At 48.8% G+C, this 15,932-nt stretch carries 15 protein-coding genes; 10 read left to right on the forward strand and 5 right to left on the reverse strand.

Annotated elements, in window-relative coordinates; translation table 11 throughout:
- Positions 1-59 precede the first annotated feature (59 nt).
- Positions 60-488 (forward strand): hypothetical protein, encoded by a 429-nt coding sequence (locus tag F566_RS0131070; protein ID WP_020410973.1) that lies wholly within the window; start codon positions 60-62, stop codon positions 486-488.
- 203 nt (positions 489-691) lie between these two features.
- Positions 692-1,120: a c-type cytochrome gene (locus tag F566_RS0131075; protein ID WP_245555336.1), complete on the forward strand. Its 429-nt coding sequence runs from the start codon at positions 692-694 to the stop codon at positions 1,118-1,120.
- Between the two features lie 62 nt (positions 1,121-1,182).
- Here the strand turns inward: F566_RS0131075 and rep are convergent, their stop codons facing one another.
- The gene (rep, locus tag F566_RS0131080) at positions 1,183-3,210 is read right to left on the reverse strand and encodes a DNA helicase Rep (RefSeq protein ID WP_026180450.1); all 2,028 of its coding nucleotides are present in this window, start codon (positions 3,208-3,210) and stop codon (positions 1,183-1,185) included.
- Between the two features lie 343 nt (positions 3,211-3,553).
- Between rep and F566_RS0131085 the strand changes: the two genes are divergently transcribed.
- The 4 genes from F566_RS0131085 to rmf all read left to right on the forward strand — a co-directional run bounded on the left by F566_RS0131085 (position 3,554) and on the right by rmf (position 10,115).
- Positions 3,554-5,308: a putative bifunctional diguanylate cyclase/phosphodiesterase gene (locus F566_RS0131085; protein ID WP_020410976.1), complete on the forward strand. Its 1,755-nt coding sequence runs from the start codon at positions 3,554-3,556 to the stop codon at positions 5,306-5,308.
- Between the two features lie 179 nt (positions 5,309-5,487).
- On the forward strand, positions 5,488-7,821 hold the full coding sequence (locus F566_RS0131090; protein WP_020410977.1) for a Tex family protein: 2,334 nt from the start codon (positions 5,488-5,490) through the stop codon (positions 7,819-7,821).
- Between the two features lie 164 nt (positions 7,822-7,985).
- Complete coding sequence (gshA, locus tag F566_RS0131095; RefSeq protein WP_020410978.1) at positions 7,986-9,578, forward strand: glutamate--cysteine ligase; 1,593 nt, start codon at positions 7,986-7,988, stop codon at positions 9,576-9,578.
- A gap of 336 nt (positions 9,579-9,914) precedes the next feature.
- Positions 9,915-10,115: a ribosome modulation factor gene (gene rmf / locus F566_RS0131100; protein ID WP_020410979.1), complete on the forward strand. Its 201-nt coding sequence runs from the start codon at positions 9,915-9,917 to the stop codon at positions 10,113-10,115.
- Between the two features lie 45 nt (positions 10,116-10,160).
- Here rmf and F566_RS0131105 read toward each other — a convergent pair whose 3' ends face one another.
- Positions 10,161-10,574 (reverse strand): flagellar basal body-associated FliL family protein, encoded by a 414-nt coding sequence (locus tag F566_RS0131105; RefSeq protein ID WP_020410980.1) that lies wholly within the window; start codon positions 10,572-10,574, stop codon positions 10,161-10,163.
- A gap of 129 nt (positions 10,575-10,703) precedes the next feature.
- Between F566_RS0131105 and F566_RS0131110 the strand changes: the two genes are divergently transcribed.
- The 3 genes from F566_RS0131110 to F566_RS0131120 all read left to right on the forward strand — a co-directional run bounded on the left by F566_RS0131110 (position 10,704) and on the right by F566_RS0131120 (position 13,300).
- On the forward strand, positions 10,704-11,201 hold the full coding sequence (locus F566_RS0131110) for a disulfide bond formation protein B (RefSeq protein WP_026180451.1): 498 nt from the start codon (positions 10,704-10,706) through the stop codon (positions 11,199-11,201).
- Between the two features lie 351 nt (positions 11,202-11,552).
- Entirely contained in the window at positions 11,553-12,026 is a 474-nt protein-coding gene (locus tag F566_RS0131115) for an Rsd/AlgQ family anti-sigma factor (protein WP_020410982.1), read from the forward strand.
- Between the two features lie 266 nt (positions 12,027-12,292).
- Positions 12,293-13,300: a WD40 repeat domain-containing protein gene (locus tag F566_RS0131120; RefSeq protein WP_020410983.1), complete on the forward strand. Its 1,008-nt coding sequence runs from the start codon at positions 12,293-12,295 to the stop codon at positions 13,298-13,300.
- Positions 13,301-13,341: 41 nt separating this feature from the next.
- On the opposite strand, the gene F566_RS0131125 is transcribed toward F566_RS0131120, so the two are convergent.
- The 3 genes from F566_RS0131125 to F566_RS35965 form a co-directional block, all read right to left on the reverse strand.
- Positions 13,342-13,995: a glutathione S-transferase family protein gene (locus tag F566_RS0131125; RefSeq protein ID WP_020410984.1), complete on the reverse strand. Its 654-nt coding sequence runs from the start codon at positions 13,993-13,995 to the stop codon at positions 13,342-13,344.
- Positions 13,996-14,078: 83 nt separating this feature from the next.
- Positions 14,079-15,092 carry a phage integrase gene (locus F566_RS0131130; protein WP_020410985.1) on the reverse strand — a complete coding sequence of 338 codons (1,014 nt, stop codon included), beginning with the start codon at positions 15,090-15,092 and terminating at the stop codon, positions 14,079-14,081.
- A gap of 35 nt (positions 15,093-15,127) precedes the next feature.
- The gene (locus F566_RS35965) at positions 15,128-15,481 is read right to left on the reverse strand and encodes a hypothetical protein (RefSeq protein ID WP_020410986.1); all 354 of its coding nucleotides are present in this window, start codon (positions 15,479-15,481) and stop codon (positions 15,128-15,130) included.
- Positions 15,482-15,729: 248 nt separating this feature from the next.
- Between F566_RS35965 and F566_RS0131140 the strand changes: the two genes are divergently transcribed.
- Complete coding sequence (locus tag F566_RS0131140) at positions 15,730-15,927, forward strand: hypothetical protein (protein WP_020410987.1); 198 nt, start codon at positions 15,730-15,732, stop codon at positions 15,925-15,927.
- Positions 15,928-15,932 lie beyond the last annotated feature (5 nt).

The raw sequence follows: 15,932 nt of genomic DNA on the forward strand, positions 1-15,932 counted from the left end.
AAATGGCCTTAGACCACTTAAAGTGCATCGACATTCAGAAGCAAGGAACCTGATTTACCATGATTACTTATTTTTATTGGGCTGTTGTAATTCTAGTGGCAATGTCTCTGTTATTTCTTTTCGGTAAAGCAGATAAGTGGAAATTCGGCCTCGTTGGAGCTCTGGTGGTATTACTGATTGGGTGGGGAGCCTATTACTTTCACTTTGAACAGATTTTCGTTAAGCGGTATGGGGGAGTGATGTCGATCTCTGTACCTAAAGGCCAACACCATATCGCTGCAACCTGGAAAGACGATAATTTGTGGGTGGAGAACTACGATCCAGAGACCAATACCTGCCATTTCAATGAGTATTCCAAAGGGGCTTTGTTGCAGGGGAAAGTATCGATTAAAAACTGTAATCCTCTGATGCCCGCTGCCCCATCAGGGCAGATGCCAAACCGCGTGATACAGGATTCCAGTAGCCAGACTGGAGAAATCCAGCAATAGATCTATGCCAGGTAGCTTTTCCACCTGGCCAAGAAAGTCCTGTCAGTGAGTCACGTATGAACGCTGTCAAATAGTCAGGTATGCGCGTAATAATCTGACCGGGCATGATCTCAATCAACTGCAGGCTGCGGCCTGCTTTTTATTTCCCCTGCAATGTCGTTATAATGCGCCACTATAAAATTTTAAGCTGGTGATGAGGTAGTGTGGTGAAGACGACTCTGAGAGTGTTGTTAAGCGTTGCGGCGCTATTTATAGCAGGGACCGTGTGGTCTTTGACCCCGGCCGAGCAAAAGATTGCTGATCGTATTAAGCCGGTGGGTCAGGTATGTGTGGAAGGAGAGGAATGTGAAGGCGCCCAGGCAGTAGCCACCGCAGCAGTTTCCAGTGGTCCCCGTTCAGCCGAGGATGTCTATGGCAGCAAATGCTTTGCCTGTCATGACACAGGTGCTGCCGGTGCTCCTAAAGTTGGAGATGCCGCCGCTTGGGCACCGCGTGTTGACCAGGGACTGGAAACACTGGTTTCTCACGCGATTAACGGTATTGGCGGTATGCCTCCTCGTGGAACATGTTCAGACTGCTCTGATGAGGAAATTCAGGCAACTGTTGAGTTAATGGTTGAGCGTAGCCAATAACGGTTACACCGAGTACTTAATGAAAAGCCGCGATGATTCGCGGCTTTTTTTGGTGCTTCGGATTACATTGACCCGTCTTCGGCCAAATCTCTGAACAGCGCATCCAGTGTTGCACGACCTTTGGCCTTGTTGCGTTCAGGGCTTTGGTGGCCGACTCCCTCCCAGATGACATCTTCCTGAGGCAGCTCATCAAGAAAACGACTGGGCGTGGTCTCGATCTTTTCTCCAAACTGTTTGCGTTCTGCACAAAAGGTCATACACAGAGTCGTTCTGGCTCGTGTGATGCCAACGTACATCAGGCGTCTTTCTTCTTCGATCTGGTTGGTTTCTATGCTGTTCCGGTGAGGCAGAATATCTTCTTCCAGCCCAAGGATGAACACATGAGGAAACTCCAGACCTTTGGATGCATGTAGTGTCAGCAGATGAACCTTGTCTTCGTCTTCTTCTTCTGCCTGTTGTTCCATCATGTCCCTTAGCAGGAGTTTGGCAATGACTTCTTTTAATGTCAGTTGCTCTTCGTCTAACGGATCGTATTCCAGCATTCTCGCAACTTGATCGATCAGAAGCCAGACGTTGGCCATTCGGCGTTCTGCCTGCTGTGGGGAGGTGCTGTTCTGAAGCAACCATTCTTCGTAATCAATCTGGGTAAAGAGTTGTTTCAGAGCTGGGATTGGGTCTTCATCTTCGCAGCGGCTACTGGTGCGCAGAATGATATCGGCAAACTCGCGCAGGTGTTGCAGGGCCTTCTCCCGCATAACATGCTCAAGACCGATTTCACTGATAGCACTGAACAGGCTGATTTTTCTCTGGTGGGCATAGTTTGAGAGTGCTTCCAAAGTTGCCGGACCTATTTCTCGCCGGGGGACATTGACGACCCGCAGAAATGCACTGTCATCATCCGGATTGGCAATAAGCCGGAGATAGGAAAGGGCATCCTTTACTTCATTGCGGGAGAAAAATGAGGTGCCACCACTGATACGATAAGGGATCTGGTTGGCCTGGAGCTTTATTTCCAACAGCCGGGACTGGTGGTTACCCCGGTAAAGCACGGCACAGTCTTTAAAGTTAACCCGCTTCTGCAACCGCAATGCCAGAATTTCTGAGGCAATGCGTTCACACTCTGCTTCTTCATTACGTACCTGGACCAGGCGGATCTCATCGCCCATGCCAAAGTCGCTCCAGAGAGACTTCTCAAAAACATGTGGGTTGTTGGCGATCAAGGTGTTTGCAGCTTTCAGGATGCGGGCGGTCGAGCGATAGTTCTGCTCCAGTTTCACCAGTTTGAGAGTGGGGAAATCCTGCTGTAAGCGAGCCAGGTTCTCCGGGCGAGCTCCCCGCCAGGCATAAATGGACTGATCATCATCACCCACCACGGTTAATGCCTGTCTTTCAATAACCAGTTGTCGCACGAGTTCATATTGGCTCAGGTTAGTGTCCTGGTACTCATCCACCAGCAGGTAGCGGATTCTCTGGCGCCATTTCTGTAGAATCTGTGGCTGGTCTCTGAATAGCAATACCGGCAACAGAATCAGATCATCGAAGTCGACGGCATTGTAGGCCTTCAGGTATTGGTTATAGTGCTGATAAACTTTTGCAGCGGTCAGTTCTTCCTGGGTTATGGCCTGTCTTATCGCAGCTTCGGGAGTCAGCATGTCGTTTTTCCAGGCAGAAAATTGTGACTGGAGTTGATCGACATCCTCTATCGCATCCGCAAATTCTTTGAAAATCAGATCCCGGATAATGGTTTTGGCATCCTGTTCGTCGAAAATGGAAAATCCGGGCTTGTAGCCGAGGGCCTCGTGCTCAATGCGGATAATGTTCATTCCGAGATTGTGGAACGTCGAGACAGTCAGACCTCTGGCGGCGGGGCCTGAAACCAGCTGTGTTACCCGCTCTTTCATTTCTCTGGCGGCTTTGTTGGTAAAAGTGACTGCTGCAATATGCTTGGCCTTGAAGCCGCATTCTTGGATAAGGTAAGCGATTTTACGGGTGATAACACTGGTCTTCCCGCTTCCCGCACCGGCCAATACCAGAAGAGGACCATCGATATAATGCACGGCTTCACGTTGCCTGGGGTTCAGCTGGGCCAAAGTACAACCTGTCAGATTTTGGAATGGAGTGATAAAGAAAAACACGTTTGGCCAGGAGTGTTGTATGATGACTCCTGCGGAAAGCGGCATTTTACCAGAGAAATTGACAAGAGTTTCATTGGGAATTTTTATCGCGTGGCCATCTTAGGGAGACACCACTAAAAGATACATGATGAATCGCTATTCCCAACTATAATGTTAAGGCTTGTTGACGTTTCTTCCTTGTCGCCAGCAGAGTGATATTGATGAGTCACTCCAGCGGGAGTGAAAACTCAGCAGGCCCTTTCCGTTATTAATTTGGATTACAGTTACCACCTCCCCGGATTTCGGGATGGAGTCTGTTATGTTACGGAAATCCAAGGCGTCAGTACTTTCCGGATCCCGGGCAGGTCGCCTTTCCGTATTGTTATTGATCAGGCAACACACAGACTTGCTCTGGATACGCAAACTGCTCACCGGTCAGGACGACTTGCGCCTGTACTGGTGTAACAGTGTGCCCATGATGATGGATGTCATGCGTCGGAGGCATTACGACATCGTATTGTGGGAAGAACACCTGTTTGAGTCCGACCAGGCCAGCTTTCTTCGCATGATGGCGGAGTACGCGCAAGCGCCGGTCATTGCGGTGGGGTCTTCCCGCAATGAATCTCACATTCGTCAGTTGATAATGAAAGGGGCGGATGATTATCTGGCCAAAGGAGAGTTGAGGCCGGCTCTGTTGATTCGTGCTATTCGTCGGGCAAGGTACAGGGAGTTGGCCAGATCAGGCAGTCAACTGCGTGAACAAATGGACTCACTCACTGGCATCTTGGATCGCCACCTCTTTTATGACCGTCTGCATCAGGCCATGTTGCGGGCTCAGCGTGGAAACAGGCAGGTCGGTCTGCTGTTCTTGAATATTGATCACTTTCGAACCGTTAACCAGACCCTTGGGTACAAAAATGGCGACCTGTTGATCAAGATGGTCGCAGCCAGAATTCGTCAGGTGCTCCGGCAATGTGATGGACTGGCCCGAGTGGGTGGCGATGAATTTGCCGTTATTCTGGAAGATGTGGAGGAAGAGTTCAGTCTTTCAGCGGTAGCGGATAAAGTGATTGAGGTATTCCACAAGCCGTTCCAGGTCTCGCACCGGGATGTGGAACTGAATGTATCGATCGGGTTGGCCAACTATCCAGAGGAAGGGCACAGCGTCGATCTGTTATTGCAGCACGCCAACCAGGCTATGTTTGATGCAAAGAAAGAACCGGGAAGTGCTTATCGCTTTTTCGATGAAGCTCGTAACCGGGATTTAAAACGGCGTCTGGAGCTTGAAGCGGACCTGCGACAGGCCATCCGGGGCAATCAGCTTGAAGTCTATCATCAGCCGAAGATTGAAGTCAGTACCGGGCGGATTATCGGAATGGAAGCGTTGGTACGCTGGCCTCATCCCAAGTTCGGTATGCTGGCGCCCCAAACATTTATACCCATGGCTGAACAAAGTAGTCTAATTATTCCCATGGGCTATTGGGTGTTGCAGCAAACCTGCCAGGATCTGTCTGAACTGCAGCGTCGCGGCTTCGAGCATCTGCAGTGTTCTGTGAATTTATCATTCAGACAATTTCATGACCGTAAGCTGTCTGAAACTGTTTTCCGGATCATATATAACGCGGATATTGATACCACAGGGTTTGAGTTTGAGCTGACAGAGTCTGCGGTCATGTACGACCGGGAATATACGATGAAGTGCCTGAAGGAGCTGGCTCATATGGGAATAAGCTTTTCCCTGGATGACTTCGGAACTGGATATTCCTCCTTTAGTAATCTGCGTTCCCTGCCTATTTCCAGTGTGAAGATCGATAAGTCTTTTATCGAACGTTTACCTTCCAGTTCTCAGGATCAAACACTGGTAGCGGGCATGATTTCATTGGCGCATAACCTGTCAATGCAAGTGGTGGCTGAAGGTGTTGAGACACCAGAGCAGCTGGAATTTCTGCGTCGTCATCATTGCGATTACGCACAAGGCTACCTGATTGCCAAGCCAATGACCTTTACCGAGTTCAGTGATTTTCTGGTGCAGTCGCGTCCGGTGGTCTCGGAGGCTCACCCCGGTGCCAGCTGAATTTTTATCCAAGGCTGGTCAGTGATTTCCCTCAATTCTTGTATTCAACTCTTCTGCTTTATATCTGCATCGATATAATGGCTGCTTTTACCGCAGTTGTTGGGCCTATGTCCTGCTGAAAAGTTGTTGAGAATCCCCGCAGCACGCCATTCCGCAGGGGAAGATGATAAAGGTATTGAATGGACAAGATATATAACATAATTGCCAATGAACTAAACGCTTCTTCCTCCCAGGTGCAAGCCGCTGTAGGGCTGTTGGATGAAGGGTCGACAGTCCCTTTCATTTCCCGCTATAGAAAAGAGGCGACGGGAGGTCTGGATGACGGACAGCTTCGTCACCTGGAAGATCGTCTTCGCTATTTGCGGGAATTGGAGGATCGTCGACAGTCCATTCTTGGAAGTATTGAAGAGCAGGGCAAGCTGACTCCCGAACTGAAAAAACAGATTATCGATGCCGATACGAAAAATCGGCTTGAGGATTTGTATCTCCCCTATAAACCCAAGCGTCGCACCAAAGCTCAGATTGCCAGGGAAGCTGGAATTGAACCGCTCGCGGATGCTTTGTTTGAAAACCCTTCTCTGGATCCTGAAAGTTCGGCGGCTGACTATATCAATTCAGAGGCCGGGTTTGCCGATACCAAAGCCGTTCTTGAAGGTGCCCGTCATATATTGATGGAACGCTTTTCTGAAGACGCCGAGCTGGTTGGGCGCCTGCGTGACCACCTTTGGAATCAGGGATTACTGAAGGTTTCAGTAGTCGAAGGGAAAGAACAGGAAGGCGCCAAATTCAAAGATTACTTTGATTATCAGGAACCGTTAAAGGATGTGCCATCCCATCGGGCACTTGCTGTTTTTCGTGGCCGAACTGCCGGCATTCTGAATGTGGCACTGGGTGTGCCTGATGAGCCGGAGTCGCGCCTGGAACCCCATCCTTGTGAGAACATCGTGGCAGCCCATTTCAGCATTCGCGATCAGGGTAGGCCGGCTGATCAGTGGCTGAAGGAAGTGGTTCGCTGGACCTGGCGTGTGAAGCTGCTGACACAAAACGAAACGGACTTGTTTGGGAAGTTGCGAGAGGCTGCGGAAGAGGAAGCAATACAAGTTTTTGCCCGTAACCTGAAAGATCTGTTGCTGGCCGCGCCGGCTGGCCCTCGTGCCACCATGGGGCTTGACCCCGGGTTGCGGACTGGAGTCAAGGTTGCTGTGGTAGATAGCACAGGTAAGATGCTGGACCATGCGACGATCTATCCTCATGCTCCTCAGAATCAATGGCAGCAGGCGATTGCTGTGCTTGGAGCACTTTGTCAGAAGCACCAGGTGCAATTGATCAGTATCGGTAACGGTACGGCTTCCCGAGAGACGGACAAACTGGTAGGCGATCTGATGAAGGCCGCACCGGCTTTAAAACTGACCAAGATCATGGTGAACGAAGCGGGAGCGTCTGTATATTCTGCGTCAGAATTTGCTGCCCGGGAGTTCCCGGATCTGGATGTTACCATTCGGGGGGCTGTGTCCATTGCCCGACGTTTGCAAGACCCTCTGGCTGAATTGGTAAAAATTGAACCCAAATCTATTGGCGTGGGTCAGTATCAGCACGATGTCAGCCAGACCCGTCTGGCCCGGGCGCTGGATGCGGTGGTAGAGGATTGTGTAAATGCCGTTGGCGTTGACGTCAATACTGCTTCTTCTGCTCTGCTGGCTCGAGTTGCTGGTCTCAATACCACACTGGCCAATAATATTGTGACCTTTCGGGACTCAAATGGCGCATTTGGCAGTCGATCAGAGCTGACCAAGGTTCCTCGCCTGGGAGACAAAACCTTTGAACAGGCGGCGGGTTTCCTGCGCATCATGCAAGGCAAGAATCCGCTGGACGCTTCAGCTGTTCACCCCGAAGCCTATGGTGTCGTTGAGCGTATTGCAGAAAAACAGGCTCGTGAAATTGCTTCCATTATCGGTGATTCATCATTCCTGAACACGTTAAAGGCTGAAGACTTCATTGATGATCACTTTGGTGTCCCGACTGTTAAAGACATTATCAGGGAGTTGGATAAACCCGGCCGGGATCCGCGTCCGGAGTTTACCTTCGCGCAGTATCAGGAAGGGGTTGAGGATATCAAAGATCTTAAGCCAGGAATGGTGCTGGAAGGGGCGGTGACCAATGTTGCCAATTTTGGGGCTTTTGTGGATATCGGTGTTCACCAGGATGGTTTGGTGCACATTTCTGCGCTTTCCAACAAGTTTGTCAAAGATCCCCGGGAGGTCGTGAAAACCGGTGATATTGTCAAAGTGAAAGTAATGGAAGTGGATATCCCTCGTAAGCGTATAGGCTTGACCATGCGATTGGACGACGATCTACCTGCCGCCAGTAGTGATGCTGGCGCGGGGAAAACTTCCCGCCCTCAGAAAAACCGCGCGGGAGGAAAAGGTAGAGCCAAGGCAGAGGCTGACGGCATGGGCTCCTTTGGTGCATTATTAATGCAGGCGCAGAAAAAGAAGACGTCCAAGACGTCATAGCCACGGGTTCCCTCTGCAATCTGTTGGATGCGGAGGAAACTTTTTGGGCAAAACCGTAGTCTCACTCTGACGGATTTTGTGCTTAATCCGTCGGATATGGTTTTGCTGAGGGCGCCGGGGTAGGTAATACTCCGGTAGGCCACTAAATTAGTCAGAGGTAATATATGAATCAACGCCTCAGCCAAAGATTGGATCGTCTGCTACAGCATCAGTCAGATGCGTTAAAAGATATCCACAGAGGGGTCGAAAAGGAAGGTTTGCGAGCGGATGCAGAAGGTCGGGTATCGCAGACCGATCATCCGCAGGCCCTGGGATCGGCATTGACCCATCCCGGTATCACCACGGATTACTCTGAGGCGCTGTTGGAGTTGATCACTCCCGTAGAGCGCAGCATCGACGATATGCTGGCAGATCTGAAGAATACCCACCGTTATGTTCAGGCCAATCTGGCAGAAGGTGAAGTATTTTGGGCTGGTAGTATGCCCTGCCGCCTGGATGGAGATAGCAGTATTCGAATTGCTGAATATGGCAGTTCCAATCTTGGGACCATCAAGCATGTATACCGTCGTGGGCTTTCCTATCGATATGGCCGTATTATGCAGAGCATTGCCGGTGTGCACTTCAACTTTTCCATGGGAGACACCTTCTGGCAGGCGCTACGTCAACTTGAGGATGGTGATCAAACTCTTCAGGACTTCAAATCTGAAACATACTTTGGATTGATTCGTAACTTTCGTCGCTGGTCTTGGCTGTTAATGTATCTGTTTGGAGCTTCCCCGGCTTTGGATAAAAGCTTTCTGGACGGACAAAAGCACCAACTGGAGTCGATGGGGTCGGATACATTCGGGATGCCCGACGCTACTTCCCTTCGTATGAGTGGTCTTGGTTATCAGAATAATGCCCAGTCTTCTCTGAAAATCTGTTTCAATCATCTCGACACTTATCTCAGTACGCTTTATGAAGCGACCCACGTACCCTATCCGGACTATGAAAAAATTGGGCTGAAAGTTGATGGAGAATACCGTCAGCTCAATACCAATCTGCTGCAAATCGAGAACGAGTATTACAACTCAATCAGGCCCAAGCGGGTGGCTGCCAGTGGTGAAAAACCGATTCAGGCGTTGCAGCGCAGGGGCGTGGAATATATAGAAGTTCGATGTCTGGACCTGAACCCGTTTTCTCCAATTGGCATGGAAACGGAACAGGCTCATTTCCTGGATGTGTTCCTGCTGACTTGTCTTCTGGATGAAAGCCCTCTCATCAGCGATGAGGAATGCGGCCTTATCGACAAGAACTTCACTGCGACCGTGGAACATGGACGCCATCCGAACTGTCAGTTAAGTCGCATGGTGTCTGGGGACGATCCTGGGAGTCATCAGGAAATATCGCTTCGTGACTGGGGATATGAGTTGCTGGAAAAAATGAGCGGTGTTGCCAGTGTGCTGGCAGAAAGCCATCAGGATGATCGTTACTCAGAAGCACTGAAGCATGCGCATGCGGCTTTAACCGATAGTCATCTTACGCCGTCAGCCAAGCTGTTGACTGGCATGAAGCGAAGTCGCTTGGGGTATGCTGACTGGATACTCGAAATGTCCCGTCGGCACCAGCGTGAGTTGCTTCTTGAACCTCTGTCATCCGATCAATTGCAGCTGGCCAAACGAATGTCAGAGCAGTCCTGGCTTGATGAGAGGGAACTGAGAGAGGCCGATAACCTCTCATTCGATGACTACCTCAAGCAATACCTTACCTATTCCTGACTTTATGGTGCTCCTTGATTATCGCTTTCAGGGAGCACTAGCTCACAATTCACACTATTTCACAGACTGCACATTGAGAGCTTCTGCTGGAACATGATAATTTGTTTTTTGTTGCGCAAAAAATAATTACAAACCGATAAACGATATTACAGTTCTGTGAACTGAGCTCTCTGAATAGGTGTTTTTACTAATGCTTGTTCTGGGCGTGATCGGTCTAAGTTTAAGCAGTGAAGTTGTTGCAGTGGCGCTTGAAGTGGTGACCTGGCTTAACTGTCTCTGCGCATATAAACGACTACAACCACATGGAACAACAGGACAAAACCGGGGACTGCCGCCATGGCGAACGACCTATCCTTGAATTGGAATCTGCAAACTCTCAATAAGGCCTATCAACAAGGTTACATGGCTGGTGTTTTGGGTATGGAGAGAGTGAAGTGCCCATACCGCGGCGATGTTGTCATTGCTGCCTGGGAAGCCGGCTGGGAAGACGGCAAACAGATTGGCGGTAGCGTACAATCTATTCCGAGGACCGCCTAGAAAAGACGGGCTCTGTTCTTTACCGATATTGTCTGATGTATGGATTTACTTTTGTACCACAAAACTGGTGAACAGAAGGTCCTCAATCATTGGTTTTCCTTCTTCCTCTTCCAAAAGTTCCTGCAAAGCTTTCAGTGCTTCCAGGCGTAGTTTTTCCCGCCCCTGACTATTTCCCATGATTTCCTCTGTCTGCTGGCTGAACATCAGGACAATGGTGTTTCGTAAAGCGGGCATGTGATGCTCAACCGCTGTTATTCCCGCTTTAGAGTTCACCCTTAAAGAAATGTCGACTTTGGCGTAGCTCAATTTCGGAGAGGGTGGTCCATAATTCAGTACGAATGAGGGCCGCATTTCAATGTACTGAACCAATTCAGGTTCACCTTCCTCTGTCCGGGACTGTGCCGAAAGTAGCAGGAGTGCCAGGAGCGACAGAATGGAAAGGTAGTTTCGGAAATGCATGCGGGAGAGCTCCAAGGTAGATTAAATTTCATTAATTCGAGCCTAGACAAGCACTTGCGTTACGTCAAATGGATTGTCTGTGGCCATCCATTGGCCTATCCTGAACCAATTTAACGAGCAGGAGAAGTTATGCCCGCGTGGTTAAGTAATCGAATGATATACGGACTGGCTTTTGCCGTCATTGCCGGATTGATGGGGTTCGCCTTTTACCTGCAGTATGTTGAGGGGTTGGAACCTTGTCCGCTATGTATGGCGCAAAGAATTGCCTTTGTGGCTCTGGGTCTGGTTTTTCTTGCTGCTTTTTTGCATGGACCCAAGAAGCTGGGAAGTATGGTGTACACTGCACTTGGTGGTCTGGTTGCGCTGTCTGGGCTGGCGCTGGCAATACGCCAGTTGTGGTTGCAGAACCTGCCGGAAGATCAGGTGCCAGCCTGTGGGCCTGGCCTCGAATATATGCTTGAAGTCTTTCCTCTGGGCGAAGTTATTACCATGATGCTGAAGGGGACTGGTGAATGCGCTGAAGTGCAGTGGACATTTATAGGTCTGAGTATCCCAGGTTGGACAGCAATCGCATTTATTGGTTTTGTTTTTCTGCTTGGTTCTACCCTGGTCCGTAGCCGGAGATAGTGACAACATATTTCGATCAGGATAGAAGGGGCAAACTTAAAATTGTGCAAAAGCTTGGTCGCATTTAGGGCCAATCAGTATTGCGGCCTTGTTTCAGGATTACCTGTTCGCGTATAGTGGAATTCACCGATTCATCAGTAATATGATTGTAAGCCCGCCAGGGTTATGGTGAAGCCAGGGTCGGCAGTTTGCCGGGGCCCACCCCAGGTGTCAGGTGCTGGAGGTTCTGGTTTCAACGTCCGAATAGTCCAAGGTGGGCGATTTCAAGTGGTAACGTTCAGTAGTACTCGTTCCACGACATTTGCATAAAAGAATAACGTCTGTAGAGCTAGGTCTAGAGAAGGTGAGGTCATGCTAGAAAACTGCCAGAGCGCAAAAGAAAAATGGGGTGGAGTCAGCGAAATTATTGATCGTTGGCTGCGCGAGCGTCAGGACTTGATTGTTCGCTACTGTGATTTGATTGGCAGAGGGGAGTTTGACGACTGTGAAGTTGCTGTGACCACTTTCCGACAATTCTGCCAGGTGCTTCTGGATTATGTTTCTGCTGGACATTTTGAAGTTTACGAGCAACTGATAGAAGAAGCTCATGAGTTCAATGATGGTGGGATAGAGTTGGCTCATAAGCTGTATCCTGAAATTCAGGCGACCACAGAAGCCTCGCTTGATTTTAATGACAAGTTCGACAAGACTCCGGAAGAGCTGGAAGAAATCAATTCCATGTTACCAGAGCTGTCCAAGCTTGGTGAAAAGCTGGAAGAGCGTTTTGAGCTTGAAGATATGCTGATTTCCAAGCTGCATACCGCTCACGCTGATCAGGTCGCTTAAGTCAGCAACTGAATAACTATGTCCACAATTGAATAAATAGTTGATAACCCAGGCCAGTGAATTTTCAGGTTCGCTGGCTTTGTTGTATTTGCTTCCCTCTAAACGGTCATTTCCGCTTAATCGCTTTATTCCGATAAACATAACTTATTCTTTTTTATCCTGATATTTGGTCTTATAAGGTCTGTTGGCTAAACTACACTATGAACTCTGGCCATATGCTGATGAGCCCGACAACGCAATCTGAATTGAACGGATAAACTGTAAACGTGACTCACCTTCTGTCGACAGCTGGCATCAAACTCAAGCGTGCAGCTGTCGGACTATCCCTGCTTTTAATGTCCCTGTTGCTTGCTGGCTGTGAAGCTCCGAAGCCTGATGAGGTTATGGAGGTTGCCGTTCAGGGGGTATTAAGTGGAGGGATATCCGGTGATGCTTCCTATGCTGTTATTGCCTCGGTGCAACATGGTGGGAGCCTGTGGAATGCCGATCGTGCTGAAAGACTGTATAACTGGAATCGCAGCGCGGGTGAATACACCACTTTTAGAGCGGCCGATATCTCCTCGGAAGGAAGAGTGGCCATTACGGCAGATAATATGGATCTTCTGGTGTGGGATGTCAGCAGTGGCAGATCCCTTCACTTCTGGCGTGCGCCTTCCAAGGTGTTGTCTCTGGCTATCGGTCCGGATGGTCGTTATGCGTTACTGGGAATGCAGAATAACCAGGCTGCCTATTTTGATATCGAACGTGGCACTGTGCTTTATTTATTTCAGCATGGAGCAGAGGTTCATGGTGTTGCCTTGAGTGACGATGGGCAGTTTGCCATCACAGGATCAGATGACCAGTCAGCAAGACTGTGGCGTGTTAAAGATGGTGCCTTGTTGCATACCTTTGATCACTCGAACCAAGTTAGAACAGTGGCAATGGCAGTGGACGGAGATATGGCTTTTACCACCGCTCAACGTGAGGATGCCATCATATGGGACTCGGCCAGCGGTGATGCACTGACAAAGCTGGATTACCGGTATGAAAACTTCACCAGTGCCCGTTTTTCACCGGATGGAAAATCGCTGGCATTAGGGACTTTTCGTGGCGACCTTTATTTGGTCAGTACGTCTGACGGGTCAGAGCTGGCTCACTGGAAAGCCAAGGCTCGGTCACCTTGGGGGCCTGGTAGCAGTGGTGCCATACTTGCCCTGGCATTCAGGCCGGATAAGCGGATATCCGCAATCACATCCGATGGCTTGTTGCAGACCTTCAGTCATCAGAACCAATAGGTGTTGGCAAGCCTCGACAGACCCTGGCTGCCCGATTCTTTTCATCGGATGACAATATTCTGAGCACCTTTGATCACGCTATCCGGGTCTGGTCTGGCAGGGATACTGATTCCTTTCTGGGCAGCGCTGCGATCGCCGATGGTCTCAGACCAGCGCGACAGGTTTGGAAGGTCATCAATAGATACCCCCGACCAATTGTGGGTCCTTACCCAAGCCCAGTTAGCCATGTCTGCAATACTATAATCGCCGGCGAGGAATTCATGATCCTCCAGTTGCTTATCAAGAACAGTGAAGAGTCGTTTGACTTCATGCTGGTAACGATCAATGGCTGGTTGAATTTTCTCCTGGAAGTATCGATAGAAAACATTGGCTTGCCCCATCATTGGTCCGATCCCCCCCATCTGGAACATCAGCCACTGAATGACCAGGGAGCGTTTCTTGGTATTTTCGGGATAGAACTGACCGGTCTTTTCCCCCAGGTAAATCAGAATCGCTCCTGACTCAAAAACCACGAAATTGTCGTTATCTCTATCGACAATTGTGGGGATTCGACCGTTTGGATTAAGTTTGAGGTGTTCGGGTGTTTTCTGGTCTCCCTGGCTGAGATTGATGGGGATCACTTGATAGGGAAGCGACATCTCTTCCAGGGCAATGCTGATTTTGTGTCCGTTATTTTGATGCACAATCGGCCACATACGAAGATAAATCAATGCTTTAGGCGGCTTTGAGCCACCTTAAAACACTTATTAGCACCTTTGTGTGGACACTTTGTGGACCTTTAGAGTGTTGCTATTGGATTCTTAGTTACTACATCTGCAAGGTGTTTAGGCGCTAATTTAGCGTACCGAATGGTCATGGTTAAGGTAGAGTGTCCCAAAGCGTCTTTCAGCTTCAGTATGTTTCCATCGTTGATCATGTAATGACTGGCAAAGGTGTGGCGTAACACATGTGTCAACTGACCATCCGGTAAGTGGATGTTCGCTCTCTTAACAGCACTCCGAAATGCTTCATTTGATGAGTTACTTGCAAACAAACGCCCAAAACGAGGCCGACCAGTTAGAATCTCATCTGCAAGCTCTGTCGATATTGGAATAATTCGAGCCTTAGTATTTTTTGTGTTAACAAAATGAACCTTATTCTGTTTTACTTGCTCGCCCCTTAGCTTTTCCGCCTCTCCCCAACGGGCGCCAGTTGCCAAGCATAGTTTGGCCATTACATAGACATCGGGATTCTTTGACCGCTTTAACTCCATCAGCAGTGACTTTATCTGGTCCTCTTCAAGATAGATTAGATCTGGTTCATTTATTTTTAGCTTTGGAATCCCTCTCATCGGGTTTTCATGTTTCCAGTTCTTCAGCTTTATTAATGTTCCAAACACTGCCGATAAGTATGCATGCTCGTGGTTAATAGTGCTCGGTTCGACAAGTTTGTTTCTGCGTACATGCTTTTGCGTCAATCTCTGTCGCCTGTATTCAAGCCAGTTTTCACCGGTAAAGTTACGGGCAAGGGGATTACCTAACCGTTTAATTATGGCTGTTAGAGTTCGAAGTCTATTTTCACCGTCTTTCAAGGTATGGCCGTGCAGGTCATACCAGGTTTGAATTAAATCTGATAGTCGGCGCTTGTCTTTGTCTAGTTTTGACCATTCTCCAGCATTGGCTTTTGCCTTCTGAGCGACCAGCCATTGTTCTGCCTGTAACTTCCTGGGAAATGTCTTTCTAACTCGTGGGCCGCTACGTCCTTCTGGACGGAAATCTACCTTCCATCCCTTCTCCACTTTGGTGATGGCCATTCTCTAACTACTCACTCCCTTATTATTAAATCTGATTACCTATTGCCGTTAAGAGGTTCATTTTTGTCCTGGACTTCGATAGCGTCTCTAAACCCGTAGCCTGCGGGTATCTCTCCAATTTTGATTTTTAGAGCAATCAACTGACAATATTCATTATCGCTGCGCTCTAACTCAGAGAGAGAGATTTTTCCCCCATACACAAGCCAGGGCATCATCTCTGGAAACATCTTCCCTAATTTCTCGAACTCATCTTCAGCAACCCGAGCTTTTAATTGCTCTAGGTTTTTCAGACGTATGAGATTGATGTCTAAGAATTCAGCAAACCGCATTCGAGTAAATCCCATTAACTCCCGCATTCCCTTAAGTCTTTCACCCGCTTTTAACCCCATTTTTTTTCCTTTTGCATTTCAACCTAACCACACATACGGCCACATTTGTACACCTTAAGACATTATTATTGCAAGGCTAAGCCTTAAAAAATATCTCTTGGCGCATATCTTAGTATTAAAAAAGAATGAATTAGGGTAATAATTATCTCTTATCGATCATATAAGTTGACATCTGATCGGCGAGGGGTAAATAATACGGCCACATTTCACCACATACGTTCGACTAATACATACAAGGAAACCGCTGTATGCCAACGATGATTTCCATCGAATCCCCCGTAATGACTAGAGAAAGGTTCGCTAAAGCCAGCGGGTTGCGTGAGGAACAAATCAGGGGACAAATGGACCGGGACCAAATCCCGACGAAAAAAATTGGGCGTCTACTCCTGGTCAACGTGGCTAGGCTGGCCCTGGACTGCGTTGAAGCTGACGAAGACCAAGAGTAATCAAG

Source organism: Hahella ganghwensis DSM 17046, assembly GCF_000376785.1.
Classification (GTDB): Bacteria; Pseudomonadota; Gammaproteobacteria; order Pseudomonadales; family Oleiphilaceae; genus Hahella; species Hahella ganghwensis.